Source organism: Nitrospiraceae bacterium, assembly GCA_020632595.1.
Taxonomy (GTDB): Bacteria; Nitrospirota; Nitrospiria; order Nitrospirales; family UBA8639; genus Nitrospira_E.
On sequence record JACKFF010000001.1, the window covers coordinates 419560 to 439709 of the forward strand.

Consider the following 20150-nt stretch of genomic DNA (forward strand, 5'->3'; position numbering starts at 1 on the left):
TACCGCAGGTACCTCAATGTTCTGTGTGAAGCTCGTTGCGTACACCCACAAGATGGGGGTGCCATTGTACTGGGTAGACTCCGGTTTTTTCCAGGAGAAAAGAACTATTTTCTTAATCCCAATCCAACGCACCTTTTTTCCAGGCATACCAGAACCCCACAATGAGAATAGCCAAAAACACTCCCATTTCAACAAGGCCAAGAAGGCCAAGCTTCTTAAACACCACCGCCCAAGGAAATAAGAACACGACCTCAATATCAAATATGACAAAAAGCATGGCAATGATGTAGTAGCGCATCGGAAACTGAACCCTGGCGTCCATAAACAACGGAGCGCCACTTTCGTAAGGAAGCAGTTTCGCCCGATAGGGCCGGCTTGGACGGATTATCCATCCCACAACCAAGGACCCGACTCCAAACAGTGCCCCGATAACCATAAAGATGATGATGGGGAGATAATTAAAAGGAACCGGTTCACTACCCATGGATCACGCTCATTCCAAAATAAGTCATACTCACTCCCCTAACGCCGCTTATCATCTTTCTTCTCCGCCTTCTTCAACCCGAGAACACCACATCATCAAAAAAGGCCGGATAGCGCAACCCTTGAAGGGCGAAAGCCTCCATCCCTTTTCGCTGAACAAGAACCTTAAACGTGGTCCCCATACCATGCGGACGTAATAAATGCGTTAACGCCCGTACATCATCAGACTCCGGATCCTGGTCTCGCACCAATTCTTCGACTCCTAACCCGATCAGCCAATTGGCCATGGTCGTCAATCCGACGAAGTCCAGCCCATGGGTCATCCCAACGCTTGCCAAGGCGGAAAAGTTGACGTGAGCCGTCATATCCTGCTCTCCAACCCTCACATACGGATCAGTCGAAATAGCATGGCGATGATAACATAAGAAGGTCCCGTCCTTTCGGTCGGACCGGTAATAATCACGATGCGTATGACCATAGTCGACAGTCACGACAATACCGCGGCGGAGAAGGCGAGCCACATGCTTCATCCAAACCTCAGAGGCAAGATGGAGTTCTGAGGTTTGCCCTTCACTCAAGGCTACCTTATGCGTCTCAAGGTATTTGATCAATTCCGGAGACAGACGATGATCCAGACATTCAACAAAACGCCCGCTTTTGTAGGACACACATATTTCATGAAGGCGTTGGTCAGCCATTCGGACCCGATGGACAGGTAAGGCATCAACTAATTCGTTGGAAAAAACAACTCCGGTTATGGAATTTGAGTCAACCTCCTCTATGGCAGATTTCCAACTCAAGTGTTCTTCCCCCCAGCCTTGCCCTAAGGCGCTGAGCCTGGCTGCCTGACGCGATTGGAGATGGGAACTCCGCTCGATAATTTGATATGAGAGGCGGTGAGAGAAATCAGAAGCGATGGCTCGGCATTCTTGAATGAAATCAAAGGCAAAGGTTCCGTTCCCTGCACCAATTTCCATAAAAGTAAATTGAGGGGGATGGTTTAACTGGTCATCAATAGCCAAAATCTGGCGAACCAATGTTTTCGCCAAAATAGGGGAGAGTTCAGGTGCAGTAAAATAATCACCATCCCATCCGATTCGGTCTGAAGAGGAGAGATCAGGTTCTGCCTTTTTGGTCATATAATATCCGTGTGGAACATCGTAGAGGGCCAATTCCATGAAACGCGCAAAACTCATGGGCCCATGAAGGCCAATTTCAGACACAATCTTCTCGATAAGATCTGAGTTACTCTGTATTTTCTGTGGTTCGGATGGCACGAATGGACTATGGTCACTCCTTCAATATGCCTATTGAGAATCGGTTACGATAACGGCCTACCTTCAGCCAAGTCAAGCAATCTTGTACTTTTTAAGGCAACAAAAAACAATAGATTCAATATGTTATGGATACGATCCTGGTCAGCAGAGAAAGGAAGAGTAGTGGTCGACAGAAAGGGATTGCCGTCACAACAAGACCGGCATTAAGGAGCAGAGTAAGGAAGGCCTTTCAAGTGTTAGGTCCCATGGCATTTCTTATATTTTTTTCCGCTCCCACATGGGCAGGGATCGTTCCGCCCGACTTTCTCTTCGGCACGTTGAACGGTGCGTTGTTGAGGAGTGGCAGCGGATTCACCTCCGCGATTCAAATTTAATTGTGCCGGGCGAGGGGTTTCCCGCTCAGGCTCAGGCCGTTCCCCGCGAACCAATTGAAATTTAAAAAGCCGTTCCAGGGTATCATTTTTAATCCGTTCCATCATACCTGCGAACATGTCATAGCCTTCGCGCTTATATTCGGCGAGGGGATCCTTTTGCCCATACCCACGCAGGCCGATTCCATCCTTCAATTGGTCCATTCCCCACAAGTGATCTTTCCAATGATGGTCAATCATTTGAAGCAGAATCGTGCGCTCCACATAATGCACTAAATCTTCGGTGGCGCCATGCTCATGAATTAGGGCTTGGACTTTGTTCCGATAGGCCTGCTTTAATTTTTCTGGAATTTCTTCCTTGAGCGCATCTCGACCGACGTCCTTGATCTCATCAGCTTGAATCACATCCACGCCGAATTGTCCCTGCACCGACTCCACTAATCCGGCAATATTCCATTCTTCGGCATATTGTTCCTCTGGACAATAGATATCGACAAAGCGCTCGCCCACTTCCTCGATCATACCGAAAACGTCTTCCGTCACATCGGTGGCGCGTAACACATTCTGTCGATGCTTATAAATAACCTCCCGCTGCTTACTCATCACATCATCATATTCAAGAAGGTGTTTGCGAATTTCAAAATTATGGCCTTCGACTTTCTTTTGCGCGTTTTCAATGGACTTGGTGACCATCCTGTGCTCAATGGGCACCCCCTCCTCCATGCCGAGCTTGAGCATGAGGTTTGAGACCCGTTCAGACGCAAAGATACGAAGCAAGTCATCTTCCAAGGACAGAAAAAACCGCGAGGATCCAGGATCTCCCTGCCGACCCGCCCGGCCTCTCAACTGATTGTCAATCCGACGGCTCTCATGACGCTCGGTCCCGACAATATGTAACCCTCCGGCAGCCAAAACTTCCTTTTTATTCTGATCACAGGCGGCTTTAATCGCGGCGTAGGCCTTTTGTTGCTCCTCCTCTGTCAGATCTTCCCCACGATAAATAACCTGTTGTTTGAAGAGTGCTTCAGCATTGCCTCCCAATAAAATATCGGTTCCTCGGCCGGCCATGTTGGTCGCAATAGTCACCGCACCCTTTTGCCCGGCCTGGGCAATAATTTCAGCCTCTTTTTCATGGAACTTGGCATTCAAAACATGATGCTTCACACCCCGATGCTTCAATAAAGCCGAAAGACGCTCGGATTTTTCAATAGAAATCGTGCCAATCAGAACGGGTTGGCCCTTCTCATGATACTCTTTGATCTCGTCGGCAATGGCTTCGAATTTTTCCTTTTCCGTCCGGTAGACCACATCCGGATTATCAATGCGAATCATCGTGCTATTGGTGGGCACCACATTCACTTCAAGGTTGTAAATTTTCGCGAATTCCGCGGCTTCGGTGTCCGCTGTCCCGGTCATGCCCGCCAGCTTATTGTACATACGAAAATAATTCTGGAACGTCACGGATGCCAAGGTCTGGTTTTCGTTGGCAATTTTCACCCCTTCTTTGGCCTCCACAGCCTGATGAAGCCCATCACTCCATCGCCGTCCCGGCATTAATCGACCGGTAAACTCATCCACAATCATTACCTCGCCATCTTTCACCACATATTCGACATCCCGGTGATAGAGCACATGGGCCTGGAGAGCCTTAATGACGTGATGCACCAAACTCAGGTGTTTTAAGTCATAGAGATTATCGACACCCAAAAGTTTCTCGACATGCGCATTGCCTTCCTCGGTCAACGACACCGTTTTTGTTTTCTCTTCAACCGTATAATCCTCTTCTCGTTTGAGGTGAGGAATGATCCGATCCACCTGGAAATAGAGGTCTGTGCTTTGTTCGGCGGGCCCGGAAATAATCAGCGGCGTTCGAGCCTCGTCGATGAGAATACTGTCCACTTCGTCAACAATGGCAAAGTTCAACTCCCGTTGAACGCCCTGACTCAAATCCGTGACCACCAGATTATCCCTCAGATAATCAAAGCCAAATTCATTATTTGTCCCATACGTGATATCGGCCCCGTAGGCCTCACGTCGCGAACACGGCCGAAGGAATTGCAACCGTTTGTCCGGTGCATCATAGGTCGGATCGAATAAAAACGAGGCGTCATGTTGAATGGTTCCGACTGATAAGCCTAAGCCATGGTAGAGCGGTCCCATCCACTGGGCATCCCGCTTCGCCAGATAATCGTTGACTGTGACCAAATGGACCCCTTTTCCCTCCAACGCATTTAAATAAACGGGAAGGGTCGCAACGAGGGTTTTTCCTTCACCCGTTCGCATTTCAGCAATGCGTCCCTGGTGCAAGACCATACCCCCTAATAACTGCACATCAAAGTGGCGCATGCCAAGCCGGCGCTTGGACATTTCCCGGCACACGGCAAACGCCTCGGGGAGCAAATCGTCCAAGGTCTCTCCGGCTTCCAGTCTTTTTTTAAAAATTGAGGTCTTTGCCGCTAATCCCGCGTCATCAAGGGGTTGCAACGAACTCTCAATTTCATTAGCTCGAACCACTAGGGGCTTGAGCCGCTTGAGCTCTCGATCATTTTTGCTTCCAAACAGAATATTTAATAGACGAACAAACATATCGACCTTACACCTCGGGTACAGAAATAGGGTTGGAGAAACTCACGATGGATAGGGATGGAGGACTAGATACACCTTTCCACGCCGTACAGTTGTCTTAGTATACCGAATTACAGGAGGGAATCAACTCAAGAGAAGGGGATTTATGGCGGCAATGGCGCATCATGCGACAAACGACGACACGATGCAGAGGATAGCCATTTGCTTGACAGAATCTTTGGTATTTCCCTAGCATAAGCCTCCTTTATTATTCAGGGTTTCAGACGCTTTTGGTCTGCACATACCATGACCTATCGAAAAAGTCTCACCATCGTTTTCATTCTAATGCTCTTCCTCATCATGGGAAGCATGCATCGGACCTACGCTTCGCATATTACGGACCATACCCATCACCACACACCAACCACCCACAGCACGGGAATCTGTTCCTGGATGTGCGCTGCCGCACAAACCATTTCCGGAGACAACCTGGATATTTCCCCAAGTTTTCAACTCCTTACCATCATGGAATGGCCGGTTCCTCCGGTCCCTTCTCTTATTTCCACTCATTTTCTTTCAACCAGAGCTCCCCCCCGGTAAATCAGATTAAGTTTAGCTCCTAAACCCCTTTCCCTAAAACCAGTTAGAGAGAGCGGTTTCACAGAGCGCGATCAGATGAGGTGGCTTCATCCCTCTTCCTGATCAGGAGAAACCGAACAGAAGGTAAACTTCTTAACGGGAGAGTGAATTTTTAACCGGCAAAAACGCCAGCCGGTTTTATTTCCGATATGCCGTTACACGAAACAATCAAAAGACAAACCGTGGACGTAAAGCAGAAGGACCGGTCGTCAAGGCACTTAAGGGGAAGAGGTCTTATGATAGGTCGGCACAATCTGATGTTCTATATTATGGGATTGCTTTGGTGCATGCTGACCTCCAACCCAATTTCTTTGGCAGAAAACTCACCTGAAAGCTCAGAACCTATTGAAACATTAGAGGTCATTGAAGTGACTGGGACAACGGTAACAAAAGCCAGCATAACCTATTCATTTCCGTTGCCCTCTTTCAATTACTTAGGGACACCCACGACCTTTCACCACCTGGCCGTTCCCGATCTCCATTATGTCAACCTGCCACAGCAGCCCATGCCCCGTATTCTCCTGGACCAGATCGGAACAACACGCGGGCGAATAAAAAGTGTCAAACCCCTGAAAACCGAACGTCCCCTCTATCCGCGTATGGCCAGAGAGCAAGGCTGGCAGGGGAAGGTGGTGCTACGAACACAGATAACCGCCGATGGCATAGTCAAAAATGCCACCGTTCAGGAAAGTTCAGGATTTTCTCTCCTGGATGAGAGTGCCGTACAATCGGTGAAAAGCTGGTTGTTTGAACCAGCAAAAAATGGAGAATTTGCGATTGCGTCCACCGTAGATTTACCCATTCGATTTGATTTGCTTCAATAAGCTTTTGGAATATTGCCATTATTAATAAGGTTAGGCTATGACACCTCTTTTCCAAAAAATCAGACTCATCGCGGTTTTTCTCTTCCTGACCCATATCGGCATGGGCAGCCCCTCAAGTCAGGCTGGAGAAGCACATGACCTTCTCGCTCAGGCCTTTTCGTCTTATGAACACCAACAATGGACTGCAGCAATTGCCCCCTTGGAGCGCGCGCTGAACTTATACCCGGGATACGCCGAGGCCCACCATCTGTTGGGATTAATTCTCAATAATCTTGATCAGCCTGCTAAGGCCATTATGGAGTTGCAACGGGCGGTGGAGGCCTATCCCCAATTTGCTCAAGCCTATGTGGATCTCGGTTCCATTTACCAGCAAGAATCCCAATTCTCAAAAGCCGAGCAAGCATTCAATCTTGCCTTAAAGGCGTATCCCAAGTTTGCAGAGGCCCGCATCGCCTTGGCAGCTTTTTATGATCAACAACAACAGGCGCAGCAGGCCATCAAGGCCCATCAGGCCGTCTTGGAACTCGAGCCTCATCGCGTCGATTCCTTATACGGCATCGCGTTTTGGCTGGCCCAGGAACAAAAGCCTGATGAAGCCCAACAGTACGTCGACCAACTGGTCTCCCTTCATCCCACGTATGTAAATGGATGGTTAATGGCCGGATCGCTCGCTCAACAATCCGATCACGTGGACAACGCCATTCAGGCCTACCAACATGCCGTCAAATTAAACCATGATTTAGTCAGCGCCTATTTCAACTTAGGCATCCTTTACCAGCAAAAGGAAGCCTTCAAGGAAGCGGCGCAAGCGTTTGAACAGGTCACGAAACTCAATCCCAACAATTCAGAGGCACACGTCAATCTGGGAGTCGTCTATACAGCTTTATCAAAAATTGATCAAGCAGAGAAGGAATATCAAACAGCCCTCTCTTTGAATGATCAGTTGGCCGAAGCCCATTATAACCTTGGCATGTTGTATGAGTTTCATCGCAATGCTCCCCAAAAGGCTCTCAAACACTACGAAGAATTCTTGAAGCTCGGGGGACAGGACGAACGAATTCAAACATTATTACAACGGAGCAAATCGTGAACTCCACGTTTGAAGAATCCTCTTCCCATGTGAACAATCGGATTTTTCTCCTGAGCGCCCTGGGCAGCGCCATTCTTCATGCGGCAATTCTTGCAGCCCTGGCCTATATTCCAAGTCCTCCCACATTCAAGGACCCCACGCCAACGGTTCAGGTAACTTTGGTTCCGGCTCTCCAAGAGATCAGTCCCACCCCACAACCGATCACGAAACCCCTCACGCCAACCAAACCGGATTTTGCGCAGCCAACACCACCGTCCCCTCAGACACAGCCTACGCCGTCCATGCCGGCGCCACCGATGCGAGCATCCATCAAACAGACCCCATCCAAACCTCTGGCTCCGCCGCCGCCTCTTCCTCAGGCACAACCAATGCTCAAAGACACGCGAACAGAGCAGGCCATGAAGAGTCGCCAAATGATGAAAATGGCAGTGCCTTCTCAACACCAGCAAAGGCCTCCGCTTGCAACAGCACCACCGCAGCAGGAACAACCCACTGCCAGAACCCCCTTACCCATGAACAATCGCAAACAAAGAGCCCAACACACACTGCCGCCACCGCCAAGCCCGGCGGCTCGCCCCGCATTAAAAACTCCGCCACCAATGGCGGCCGGGTCCTCAACTTCAAAACCGAAAATCGTGGCCTCATCCAAGCCATTGTATCCCCGTGTGGCGCGGGAGTCTGGTTGGGAAGGCACGGTAATTGTCCGAACATTGATTACCGCCGATGGCGCTCCCAGCCAGGTAGAAATTCGAAAGAGCTGCGGTCATGAAGCCTTAGATCTGGCTGCGCAAGAAGCCATTAAAAACTGGAAATTTCTGCCAGCGAAAGACGGGAACATCCCCATCGCCAAATGGGTCGACATCCCGATTAAATTTGACCTGAACAGTTAAGCCACGCAAGAAGAAGGGAACCTCGGCATGATTCAATTACTCATGGGTGGCGGATGGATGATGATCCCCATCCTAGGCTGCTCATTGTTAGCGCTGACCATCAGCATCGAACGGGGATTCCAATTCCGCTCGTTGCGCTTTAGCCGCTTGGCGGACCGGATGATCAAACTGGTCGAACAGGGAAAATGGACCGATGCGCTGGCCTTGGCTGAACAGCGTCAGAGCCCCACACTCCGCGTGCTTGCGGCAGGGATATTCCATCGAGACCAACAGCCTGACAAAGCCATGGAGGCCACGGGAATCGCCGAAATATCTCGTTTAAAACGCGGGTTACCCGTCCTGGATACGGTCATTACGTTGGGACCCTTACTGGGCCTGCTAGGGACCATCATTGGAATGATTGATTCATTCGGCATCATGTCCAAAACAGGCCTCGGCAATCCCCACGCGGTCACAGGGGGAGTGGCTGAAGCACTCATTTGCACGGCGGCAGGAATCGGGGTTGCCGTCATTACGCTCATTCCTTACAACTTTTTTCTTTCCCTGGTCGAACGTGAAACCGAGCGTATTGAACAATATGCCACAAAACTCCAGTCGTTCCTGGGGCATTCCTAACTCTCCCGTTCAGAAGACGTGCGGTCATGAAAAACCCAGGACACCAACGCAGCAGGATCCCGGGCGGCCATCCGAAAGTTCACTCAAACTCAATTTTCATGTCTGAAACCAACCGAGGGACAACCATTGAGCCTGAAAGACAATGGGACCTGAAGAAACAGGTGACTCATGCCATGTTGTACATGACCACCCTGTTCCTCATGGTTGGACCAGGATTGGTGGGATGCCGCACGACCACTCACCCGCCACCAACTCCAAGTTTCGAACCAGTACCCAACGGGAATACGGCCAGGACCTATGCATTTATCAATGGGCAATGGTTTGATGGGCAAGGCTTTAGTCGGGACACATGGTATGCCGTGCAGGGCTCACTCACCCGCGTACGACCCGAGTCCGTTGAACAGACCATCGATCTGAAAGACGGTTTTGTCGTACCGCCGTTTGGTGAAGCCCACACCCATAATGTCGAAGGCGCATGGAACATCGACCAGGTCATCAATCATTATGTGCGGGATGGTATTTTTTATGTGAAAAATCCCAATGACATTTCTGAATTTGTGGAACAAATCCGCGGTACACTCAACACCCCAACGACCATTGATGTCGTCTTTGCTCATGCCGGCCTCACCGGGCCTAATGGCCATCCCATCGTTCTTTACGAAAACATGCTTCGCACTCATCGATATGAACCGGTCATTGGTAAACGTGAAAAAGGTTGGTTCAACGGTCGGGCCTACTTCTCTATCTCTTCACTAAAGAATTTCGAAGAGCAGTGGCCGACGATCATGGCCACCAAGCCGGATTTCCTGAAGCTGTATCTTGCCGATTCAGAACATTTCGGAACCGAACCCCATCCCGTTCGGCATGGGTTTCGGAAAGGGCTGGATCCTCAGCTTATCAGCCCGATTGTCGCACATGCGCATCAGCAAGGCTTACGAGTTTCCGCACACATTGAAACAGCCGCTGACTTTCGGACAGCCATCCAGGGACAGGTCGATGAGATCGCCCATCTTCCCGGGTGGTATCTCCCTTCACCCGCTCAACGATCAGCCGTCCTGTTAACTCAAAAGGATGCCCAACTAGCCGCCGCACACCGGACCGTGATCATCACGACGACTGTCGCAGAGCACTTTCATCCGCCAGGACACCATCAGTCTGATTCGAAGGCACATCCCCACTCGCCTGCGCATACCACTGACCACAAAGGGCAAGCAGCGGAAAATATCCGTGAGGTTGCCCGTGCAATTCAGACGGAAAATCTCAGGTTACTGCAGCAAGCGGGGGTCCCCATTGCCATCGGAAGCGATCATGCGGAAACGGCCCTGGCGGAAGCCCTGCACCTTCATCAAATGGGGATATTTGACAACCTGACCTTACTGAAAATGTGGAGTGAGACCACCCCTCGGACGATCTTCCCCTCAAGGAAAATTGGACGATTAGACGAGGGATATGAAGCCAGCTTTCTTGTCTTACAGGGCAATCCGCTTGAGGACTTCACACAGGTTCGAAACATTATGTTTCGTCTCAAGCAAGGTTCCCCTCTTTCATGGAGCGCACCTCAGAATGCAGATGACACAGGCAAACATGCGCATTAACCTGCGAGTCGTTCTGAGATAACCGGGATTTTTTAAGGCACCAGACATACCAGCTTTCACATGCCTAACAAGCCATCGAGCCTTTCCATAATGCCGCGTCAACTTAAACTGCCCTCCATCATCTTGGCAGTGGTGTATCTCGCGCTGGTGAGCATAGCCACATATTGCGTGGCATCTCATGAGATCCAACATTCTCCAATCACTCATCATTCCAAAAACGCCAGTTCCCATTCCTCGCTCTGCTCATGGGCCTGTCAGGTCAGTTCGAAGGCGAACTCGGCCGACACAACCCACACGGCACTTCTTACCCTCACCCTCTTCATTGTCGGAGTCGTCTATCTCTGTTTCGTCATCCCCACGCAGGCGACCCTGAATCCCACTCTCGCTCGGGGCCCTCCCATTTAACCAAAGTCCCGCGTTTCACAACCAATCCATAATTTTTCTCCATCAGGGCTAAGGCTTTGTTTGCTCTGATCATGATTCATAGGTTCCGGAAAGGATTTATGCACCGATGAACAACCACAAATGTATGATATTTCCTTATGTAATCATAAGCGTGATGATTTTTACGTTGACGGGGGTTTTTCTGATCCAACCTCCATTCAGCAGGGCTGACGAGCAAATTGAAACACTGCCGACACTCACCGTGGAAGGAACACGGATTGAAAACATCGATGCGGTCAAGGAAGAACTGGCTCGTCGGCCTGCCAGCACCATCCTGATCCCCGAAAAGGAAATCAAGGAATCCCGTGCGTTTAATTTAACCGACGTCCTTCAATTTGCCCCGGGCGTGCGATTCCAATCCCGGTTCGGTGCCGACGAGGGACAATTCCAGATCCGGGGGACCTCCCTCAGGAACAACTTTCACCATCGTGGAATCAACATTCTCATCAACGGGATTTATTTCGGCGATGCGGACGGGTTCTCCGATTTCGAATCCATCGACTTGATGGCCTATGAACGTATCGAGGTGTATAAAGGGTCCAACGCCCTCCGGTATGGAGCCAATACCCTGGGAGGAGCCATCAACTTTGTACCCCGGACGGGCTACAACGCCTCCCTCTTCCAAACACGTGGATTGGCCGGGAGTTTCGGCCTCTATTCAGGACAAGTCTCCAGCGGCCAGGTGACCAAACCATTTAAGGTGGGCACCATGGACACCACAGCCGATTACTATATCAGCGCTTCGGGGAATCATCAGGACGGCTTCCAGGATAACAGCCAGCAGGCACGCGGACGGTTAAATGCCAATTTCGGATTTCAGATCGGTGATCACCAGGAAGTGCGCGCCTATATCCTGGGAGCGGAGGTGTCAGAAGCACTTCCAGGATCGATCACCCAGGAGCAATTGGATTCCAATCGAAGACAGGCGAACACCTTGGGGGGAATCAGTCCGTTCTCCTGCGGTCCAAACGAGCCCTGTAAATGGGGGCGGTACTATAGTTATATCCGGGTCGGGGCCGCGTATCGCAATGAATTCGCTGCCCACCAGTTTTTTGAAATTATCCCCTATTATTCCTACCAGTATCTGGATCATCCTATTTTTCAAACGATCGTCCAGGACAACTATAATGTGGGAGGGGAAATTCGATACGTCAATTCACATCCTATTTTCGGGCATGCAAACAAGTTCCTTATTGGCAATCAGCCACGATACGGGGACACGAATCAACGGCGTTTTGTCAACAATTTAGGCAAACGGGGAAATCAGACCCAAAATCTCACGTTGGAGACGACCAATCTCAGCACCTACCTGGAAGACCAATTCAATGTAACCGATGATTTCCTTGTCATTGCAGGCGGACGATGGGAATACGGGATCCGGCAGGGCAGAAATCAACTCTACAGCCCCTTTACGGGAAATTTAAATACCAGCGATACCGGTGTACGTCATTTTAATGCTCTCATCCCCAAGATGGGGCTCGTGTACCAAACCACCCCGACCTCACAAATTTACGGAAACGTCAGCCGCGGCTACGAACCTCCCGTCAATGTCGAATTGACCTCATCGATCAACCCCGACGGCTCAGTCCCCACAAGCCCCTTCATCAACCTGGATGCCCAACGGGCCTGGCAGTTTGAAATCGGGACCCGAGGCAGCACGGCGGATAACCGCTATACCTGGGACCTCACCTTCTATAACCTGGAAATGCAAAAGGAAATCCTGACATTTAATGTTAATAACCAACCCACCTATCAAAATGCCAAAGGAACGCGACACACAGGAATTGAAGCAGGAGGCAGCATGGTGGTGGCCAACGGACTGCTGGCTCAGGGTCCCAAAAACCAAAGCGATACGATCACCGTTCGAACCGCCTATACGTGGTCGTTATTTAAATTCACAGATGACGTGTACGGCGGAGGAGAAAATGGAACTCAAAAGTTCTTGGTGGCCAAGGACGGCAATCGGGTTCCCGGCGCGCCCGAGCACCAACTTGCCGGGGAAATACGTTATGACCATCCGGTGGGATTTTTTATCGCGCCGAATTTTGAATGGATCATCGCTGGATATTACGTGGACAGCTTGAACACTGCCAAGAACTCGGCTTATTTCATCGTCAATCTGAAGGCAGGCTATAATTACAGTAAGAACCTGTCAATTTTCGCAGAGGGACGAAACCTGTCCAATCAAACCTATGCGGGTGCTGTCGTCGTCAATGACAGTCTGGGCCGGTATTTCAACCCCGGTCAGGGGATCAGCGGGTTCGGGGGAATCGAATGGAAATTCAATTAATCGATTCATTCTAGACACCATCCTGCATGTATAGGGAATATTGAGGTTGTCACACCTAGTTCGTTATTCTAGGTGTGACGCTCAATAGGTCCACAACTGAAGGTAAGATGTTTTTTTTAATTTCCAATTCACCCTACTAACCTGTTCAGTACAACGAACCGGCATTGAGATTTTCATGAGACTATCTGCCACCACAAAGAAGAAAGCCCGCATCGAAATCATTCCGATGATTGACACGATGTTCTTTCTCCTGGTGTTTTTTATGATCGCGACACTATCCATGACCATTCAACATGGGATGCCGGTGAATTTACCGACGGCCGACTCGGCAACGGATAAAGTTCCCGATCAAATTTCCCTCACACTGACCCATGAAGGAACGCTGTACTATAATAAGGACCGCATTGAACTTTCGGAACTGGAAATACGGCTGACAAGCCTTCGGCAAACCGACTCGGACCCCTCGGTCGTCATAAACGCCGATGAACAAGTTCCCCATGGCCAGGTCATCAAGGTGATGGATATCATTCGATTGGCCGGCATTCCCAACATGGCAATTGCCACAAAACCTAACTCGGAACCTTAAACGCCCGGACCCCATGAAGCACCCCTCATCAATCCCCCTCACCAATCTATACTCTCGATTGGCACCTGGCCTGATCGTGCTGTTGATTGGATTACACGTCGTGCTCCTGGGTGCGGGAGCCTTCTGTTCTTCAAGGTCCCTTGATTCCAATCCCACCCATCACTCCCACCCCGCCGAATCTTTCTCTCTTCTTTGCTCATGGGCCTGTCATGTCGCCCAAATTGCCTCAGGCGCCGGATCGATTACTCAATGGGCAGCACCATTTCTTCCCATTTTTCTCTGGTCTCTGACACCGGCATTCAGCTTTCCTCGAACCTTCCCCGTATACATCTTCTCTCCTCGCGGCCCGCCCGTTCGTTTGTGGCTTCATGGATAGATTGGGACTCTCAACCAGTCCATCCTTGAACACATACCGTAAGAGCGGCGTTTCGCCGTGAGCAATATGGTTGATGGTGGAATGATCTCCATTCCCCATTGATTCACTGTCTGGCGCTCCAGAAGAAACCACGCTCAACCCGATTGAAACCATTTCGTGCCGGACTCCTCTGTCAACAACCGGACACGATCACATAATGTTAATCGTATGACACAGCATATATGCTGCGGAAGGAGAACCCATGGACAAACAACTCTTGCGTGTTGGTGAAGCCGCTCAAACCTTAAATGTCAGCCGATGGACTATTTACCGATGGGTTGAAGAGGATCGCCTGAAGGCGACCAAAATCGGAAAAGGCAGCTTACGAATATTTCGGGACTCCATTGATGCGTTGATTCAACAAAATCGAAAAGACCATTGGGAATTTGCAATCACAGAATGCCAATGAGCATGGAGTGAAATGTTGCATCGATGAGTACCCGTCCGTAGACACCCCGCATATGAAGAGCTAGCCTGACGGGAAAGGTCATCGACATTTATGCTGACATCACCCACGATGAGGAAAACCACTCCCACACAGTCGCTTGCCGCGTGCATGCTCAGCATATGCTTCCTGCTCGTGACCGGAGGCCTTGCCTATACGACTCCGCTCCACATACACCACGGGAATCATGATCAGCAGACTCATGGGAACAGTTGGTGTAGCTGGACGTGTCAAGCCGGGCAAGGCCTTCAGACGCTGTCAGCTGACATTCCCCGCACGTTTTCGCTGTTGGGCGTTCTGCCGCTCTTCAAACCAACCGCACCGGATCTCTTTCGCCATCACCATAAACCTTCTCGTGCTCCTCCCCGATTTCTCTCCGCCTAGATTTGTCGTCTGATCCATAACGGCTCCTCTTTGATGAAAGAAGAAGTTACGGTTCCCGCATAGTCTCAATCCAATTGTGTGTCTCGAACTAACTCAGAGACCCGCTCATTTCTTCTATGCGACAGTTGAATATTTCTAATATTTGCCTTTTCAGCAACATATGATTGAAAGAAACCCACATAGGAAAAATAGGAGAGCGTTCAAAAAGGCTCGTCCAGCAAGGCCGCAGTCGCTTGGGCGAGCGGAGCGTACGAAGGAGTACGTGAGCATGGCTAAGCGGCGAGAACGCCGCTGGTGGCATTTTTCAACACTCCCTCTATGCACTCCTTGTGGATAGGAATGGAGGCACTCTCACATGGGGTATGGTTACGTTAACTTTTCCCGACCACCCTTCCGTTTCATGCTGTTAATCGTCCTTCTGATGGTCTGTCCAGGCCACGGGTTCGCGAATGATCAGGACATACTTCCCCTTCGACTCGATCCACGCCCCTTCAGCCCCGCCCTCTGTCAAAGCAGCGGCCATGACAAATCCATAAGGATTCAAGTGGCAAAATATCGGGATCTCGTCATTCGCCGGGTTCCCGGACAATTTATCCCTTCTGAGTCAGGTGAAGCCAGAACCAAACAGTATGTCCATTTCATCAGATTGCAGGATTTAACCGACGGAGTCGTCAACCAGGGAGCGATTGCCTTTGATCGGAATTATGCCGTGATCTTTACGGCGGAGCATCCCGACGGCGTAGCACGGACCAAATTTCTCACCTCACTCCCCGAACCACAACAAGGAATAGGGAACGCCGCCCTTAATACGTTTTTACACCTCCGTCAGGTTCTCTATGCGGCCATCGACTCCTGCCGTTCGTATCCACCATTTGTCGTATACGGTACGGACGAGGAAATTGACCGGATTGAAGCCGCCAGACGGACATTCTCCCAACGGGTCCATCAATTCAATAGTGATCCCACCGCATCGTCTGCATTCACCTGGCACGAAACCGGGATGTCCGATGGATTTGTCGATCCCGATGCGGGCATGGGCACAAATGTCAGCTACCAGGCGATGAATCCACTAAACTTTTATGTGCCATCGAAATATCCCTAACCCCAAACATTCTGGAAATGAGGGCGGTATACAATACGGACCATCTCGCTGTAGCAACAGGTAGTACCCATCTGTAGACGGACCATAGGGTCCATCGTATGCTGGAACCGCCGTGTCAACGTTCTGAAGCTGACTTGCCACAATGTGTCGGTCCGGTCAACCGGACGAGATATCAACAAAGGAAGGGAAGAAGCATGGAGAGAATGAGAATCACGTTTCTGGCTTTGGTAATTCTAGTATGTGCATCCACCATCATGCCTCTTGCGGCCCAATCCGGCTCCACACCGAAAGACGGCGAGTTAGTCTTTCCGGCCGGTTACAAATCCTATGCCGCCTTTCTCCACGGGATTCAAAAACCGGACGCCGTCCGAGACCTCTATATCAACCCCACCGGGGCGAGCGCAAAAGCGGGCCAACCGTTTGCCAATGGCAGCATTCTCGTCATGGAAATCTACAACGCCAAGAAAAATGCCGAAGGGACACTCGAAAAAGGGGCGGATGGAAATCTGGTGAAGGCGGATTTAGCCAAGGTCTTTGTCATGCAAAAAGAAGCCGGATGGGGAAAAGACGCCCCGGAAAATGTCAGAAACCGCGACTGGATTTATTCAGCGTTCAAGGGAAATGGAGAACGCTTGGATGTCGATTATACGACCTGCCGAGGGTGTCATTTACCTCTGGGAGCATCCAAAGACTTTGTGCACCGGTATGATGAATATTTTGAGAAACGAGTGCAGGCGGCTCACTAACCAAGCCCGTTCATCGTTTCCTGGTTACGGGCAGAACGAATCGGCATAGAACATCCAGGGACGGACCGGCCTCCAACCTTGGACGAGTAGGGTGAAGGTGGTTTGCGTATCTGCAGCCTCCTAGGCCTTCACCCTGCTTCTATGCGCCCCCACCTCTTTCTTCCTCAACTCAGTTGAACAGGGCTCAAATAAATTTCGCGGCACATAGTTTCGGCGTAGGGCCTCAAGATTCCTAAAAGACCTCAAAATCCCTCTCTTACGTCGGACCTTGAAACCACATAAGCCTTTTAAAGTGTTGACAATGTGACCAGCAACCTCTCGTGAGAAATACCGGCCTGAGATGGCCTTGGCAAAAGTCTCCGCTAGGGTCAGGAGTATTTGATAGATTGTCGGGATTTCAATGGCAAGAAGCCCATGATACACTCGTTCAAAAGGCACGCAATGGCAAAATCCAAACGACAGACACAATCAGTCGGCTCTGAAACAACAAGAAAGACATCGAATCCTCCGTCTTCCATGTTCTCAGGATCGAAGACCTTCCTTGAACTCTTCATCATTATTCTGGCCGGTGCCGGACTATTGTTAACCGCTTACCTGACCTATACCGCCTCGTTCGAGGTTCACCCGGCATTTTGCAGCGAAGGCTCGGGCTGCGACATTGTGCAGAGCAGCCGATGGGCCACCTTTCTGGGTATCCCCATGGCCTTGTGGGGCTTCGTGACCTATGTGGTGATTGCGGGGCTGGGCTGGTCCGGCCGTGGCAAATCCGGTAGCGGAACGGTATTGATTTACGTGGCGATGAGCGGATTCGCCGTCAGCGCCTACTTGACCATCGTCTCGGTCGTGGAGATCGAAGCCACATGTCCATGGTGCCTGACTTCATTTGCCATCATCACGACAATTCTTGCTCTCGCTCTCGCTCGACGGCCTCCCGATTGGACGAAATCACTGAAAGAGGCAGCCGTGATCGGCCTTGTCATCGTCGGCGGACTTCATTTGCATTATAGCGGGGTGTTCGATGCAGCTGCCGGCCCGGAGGATCCCCAACTTCAAGCCTTAGCCATTCATCTCAATGAAAGCGGGGCCAAGTTTTACGGTGCTTATTGGTGCCCACGCTGCCAGGAACAAAAAGCCGAATTTCTTTCGTCCGCCAAACGGCTTCCTTACGTGGAATGTAGTTCTGGGGGACGAGGAAGCGCTCTCACCGCTCCCTGCGTCAAGGCTGACATTAAAAGCTATCCCACGTGGATTATCGGTGAACGCCGGTTAACCGGCCTCAAGACCCCGCAAGAATTGGCACGAGCCTCCGGATTCGATTGGCAGGAGTAAGTAGAAAGTCCATCCACTATTTTCAGAAACTCAGAAACCACTTGGTTTCTCTTTTTCGTTCCCTTCCTGCTTCCACTCATTCCAGAACTCCGGTAGAGGGTTAAAAACTGCACCATGCAGGGAAGTCATTCAACCATGATTTCCAAGCATACGGCCATTAAACCGCCTCAATGTAGCAAGCATCGGCACACATCCGTAGCTCAGAAGTCGCAAGTCGTGTATATCTGTTGTTGTTTCTAAAAATTCATTGCGCTCTTTCAGCATCAATCGGAGCGGCGTGATTCCTCCCAGACCCACCCCGCTCCATCTCAGGGTGAAGGCATTTGGACTTGCAACCTCCTTGGCCTTCACCCTGACTTTTTATTCCAAAATGCATAATTTGATATTCTTTTTTGCTCTCCATGATGCTCGACCTCTTGAACAATCATTTTTCCTGGCATCCATACTGCCTTTTGAAAAACTGCTCATTCGCCGGGTTCCTCTACTACCCCATTGGCTTGGGCTTGAGAGATAAGTCTGAAGTTCATCAATTCGTGATTTTTCCGGAAACGTTGGTTGAGTGGCTCGAATTATTTTATTTAACAAATTAACTGTAGTATCGACATGCATCCGGTGCGGCGCTGACACACATTCCACATCCTTAAAGTAGCGTAGGCTTTCACCCTTCTGGTAAAAATACATACTCTCACATTGAGAGATTATGAACGTTATTCTTCTTCCAACATTCGAATATCCGTGGAGGCACCCATGATAAGATTGGTACTTTTTGGAGCCGTTTCTCTAGTCCTCTCTATGGGCCTTGGAGGTGATATATCGGGAGTCCTCGGGGCAGACCCATCTGTTTCGATGGTTCAGGCGGGGACGAAACACATCATCGACCATCAAGGCATGCAAACCACCGGCCCAGCCGCCCAACTGGATAAAGACGGGACCCTTCACCTCGCCTGGGGGGGCGAAAAGCAGGAAGATCGCGGAGTCTATTATCTTAAGGTTCCACCTCGACAGGAACAGTATCCAGAACCCATCAGAGTCAATCCATCCAGTCCTCCGGCCACATCCCTCCACGAACCACCGGCCCTGGCGTTAGGCCGCAACAACGATGTATACATCACCTGGACAACACCTCACCCCGATGCCGGCGGTAAATTATTCACCAATCTTCTCCTCCTGAGCCGGTCACTTGATGGGGGGAACACCTTTCTTCCTCCTGTTCGAGTCAACGATGACGACGTAGTCACCGGCCATTCCTTTGACCATTTGACCGTCAGCCCGAATGGTTCCGTCCATATCGCCTGGCTTGATGCCCGGGAAGGAAAGAAAGATCCGGCCACCTACACGGTCTTCTCCCAAGACCAGGGCAAAACCCTTTCACCAAACCTGAAAATTGACGAATCCAGTTGTGTCTGTTGCCGGACCCATATGACTACTGCCTCTGATGGCACCGTCTACCTGGCCTGGCGTAAGGTCTTAGCCGGTGCGGTCAGGGAAACGGTGGTGTCCCGTTCCACCGATAACGGGAAATCGTTTTCTGCACCGGTCATCGTGGGCAATGATCAATGGGTCTATGAGGGATGTCCCCATCGTCCCGCCACCATGGGAGTCGATCAGCAAGGGCGCCTCTATGTCACCTGGTATACGGAGGGCCCTGATGATACTCCGGGTGTGTATCTAGCCTATTCCGATGATCAGGGAAAAACCTTCACGCCTCGGCGTGTGTTGAACATGTCCAAAGGAACGTTTCCGGATCATCCTCAACTGGCGGTGAATCGAGAAGGTCATCTACTCGTATCCTGGGAGGAGCAGTCTCCAGTGCGGAGGGAAGTCGTGTTCACCTATTCCCTCGACCGAGGACAGACCTTCAGTCCCCCGAAAAAGGTGAATGAGAAAAAAGCCAAAAGTCCGGCTGTGGCCTTAAATGATCAAGGGCAAGCCGTCATTGCCTGGTCGGAGCAGGTGGCGTTCCCGGGATGGAGTACGGTGGTCCAGCATTTTTCTTTTCCCATCTCTCGAACAGCTCAATGACACCAAAATTTATGATCGGGCCTTCTCTGCTCGCTTCA

The 20150-nt window shown here is 50.5% G+C and carries 18 protein-coding genes; 15 read left to right on the forward strand and 3 right to left on the reverse strand.

Annotated features, from left to right (window positions below):
• Window positions 1-112: 112 nt before the first annotated feature.
• The 3 genes from ndhC to secA form a co-directional block, all read right to left on the reverse strand.
• A complete protein-coding gene (gene ndhC, locus H6750_01890; GenBank protein MCB9773062.1) occupies window positions 113-484 on the reverse strand; it encodes an NADH-quinone oxidoreductase subunit A in 372 nt (123 codons plus the stop codon).
• A gap of 73 nt (window positions 485-557) precedes the next feature.
• Window positions 558-1706 carry an SAM-dependent methyltransferase gene (locus H6750_01895; protein ID MCB9773063.1) on the reverse strand — a complete coding sequence of 383 codons (1149 nt, stop codon included), beginning with the start codon at window positions 1704-1706 and terminating at the stop codon, window positions 558-560.
• Window positions 1707-1996: 290 nt separating this feature from the next.
• Window positions 1997-4717 (reverse strand): preprotein translocase subunit SecA, encoded by a 2721-nt coding sequence (gene secA, locus H6750_01900; GenBank protein ID MCB9773064.1) that lies wholly within the window; start codon window positions 4715-4717, stop codon window positions 1997-1999.
• 285 nt (window positions 4718-5002) lie between these two features.
• On the opposite strand from secA, the gene H6750_01905 reads away from it, so the two are divergent.
• The 15 genes from H6750_01905 to H6750_01975 all read left to right on the forward strand — a co-directional run bounded on the left by H6750_01905 (window position 5003) and on the right by H6750_01975 (window position 20112).
• Window positions 5003-5296 carry a hypothetical protein gene (locus tag H6750_01905; protein ID MCB9773065.1) on the forward strand — a complete coding sequence of 98 codons (294 nt, stop codon included), beginning with the start codon at window positions 5003-5005 and terminating at the stop codon, window positions 5294-5296.
• A 275-nt stretch (window positions 5297-5571) separates the two neighbouring features.
• Complete coding sequence (locus H6750_01910) at window positions 5572-6159, forward strand: energy transducer TonB (GenBank protein ID MCB9773066.1); 588 nt, start codon at window positions 5572-5574, stop codon at window positions 6157-6159.
• A gap of 37 nt (window positions 6160-6196) precedes the next feature.
• The gene (locus H6750_01915; protein MCB9773067.1) at window positions 6197-7249 is read left to right on the forward strand and encodes a tetratricopeptide repeat protein; all 1053 of its coding nucleotides are present in this window, start codon (window positions 6197-6199) and stop codon (window positions 7247-7249) included.
• Window positions 7246-8139, forward strand: coding sequence for an energy transducer TonB (locus H6750_01920; GenBank protein ID MCB9773068.1), 894 nt, complete (start codon window positions 7246-7248; stop codon window positions 8137-8139). The genes H6750_01915 and H6750_01920 overlap by 4 nt, the downstream gene beginning before the upstream one ends.
• Before the next feature lie 27 nt (window positions 8140-8166).
• Window positions 8167-8754 (forward strand): MotA/TolQ/ExbB proton channel family protein, encoded by a 588-nt coding sequence (locus H6750_01925; protein ID MCB9773069.1) that lies wholly within the window; start codon window positions 8167-8169, stop codon window positions 8752-8754.
• A 173-nt stretch (window positions 8755-8927) separates the two neighbouring features.
• A complete protein-coding gene (locus H6750_01930) occupies window positions 8928-10349 on the forward strand; it encodes an amidohydrolase family protein (GenBank protein ID MCB9773070.1) in 1422 nt (473 codons plus the stop codon).
• 90 nt (window positions 10350-10439) lie between these two features.
• Window positions 10440-10754, forward strand: coding sequence for a hypothetical protein (locus H6750_01935; GenBank protein MCB9773071.1), 315 nt, complete (start codon window positions 10440-10442; stop codon window positions 10752-10754).
• Between the two features lie 151 nt (window positions 10755-10905).
• Window positions 10906-13083, forward strand: a complete 2178-nt coding sequence (locus H6750_01940; GenBank protein MCB9773072.1) for a TonB-dependent receptor — start codon at window positions 10906-10908, stop codon at window positions 13081-13083.
• Between the two features lie 175 nt (window positions 13084-13258).
• On the forward strand, window positions 13259-13669 hold the full coding sequence (locus tag H6750_01945; GenBank protein ID MCB9773073.1) for a biopolymer transporter ExbD: 411 nt from the start codon (window positions 13259-13261) through the stop codon (window positions 13667-13669).
• 617 nt (window positions 13670-14286) lie between these two features.
• On the forward strand, window positions 14287-14493 hold the full coding sequence (locus tag H6750_01950) for a helix-turn-helix domain-containing protein (GenBank protein MCB9773074.1): 207 nt from the start codon (window positions 14287-14289) through the stop codon (window positions 14491-14493).
• A gap of 90 nt (window positions 14494-14583) precedes the next feature.
• Complete coding sequence (locus H6750_01955; protein MCB9773075.1) at window positions 14584-14913, forward strand: hypothetical protein; 330 nt, start codon at window positions 14584-14586, stop codon at window positions 14911-14913.
• Window positions 14914-15268: 355 nt separating this feature from the next.
• A complete protein-coding gene (locus H6750_01960; GenBank protein MCB9773076.1) occupies window positions 15269-16015 on the forward strand; it encodes a hypothetical protein in 747 nt (248 codons plus the stop codon).
• Between the two features lie 203 nt (window positions 16016-16218).
• A complete protein-coding gene (locus H6750_01965) occupies window positions 16219-16761 on the forward strand; it encodes a cytochrome P460 family protein (protein MCB9773077.1) in 543 nt (180 codons plus the stop codon).
• A 441-nt stretch (window positions 16762-17202) separates the two neighbouring features.
• Window positions 17203-18090: a Vitamin K epoxide reductase gene (locus tag H6750_01970; GenBank protein MCB9773078.1), complete on the forward strand. Its 888-nt coding sequence runs from the start codon at window positions 17203-17205 to the stop codon at window positions 18088-18090.
• A gap of 747 nt (window positions 18091-18837) precedes the next feature.
• A complete protein-coding gene (locus H6750_01975) occupies window positions 18838-20112 on the forward strand; it encodes an exo-alpha-sialidase (GenBank protein ID MCB9773079.1) in 1275 nt (424 codons plus the stop codon).
• Window positions 20113-20150: the final 38 nt, after the last annotated feature.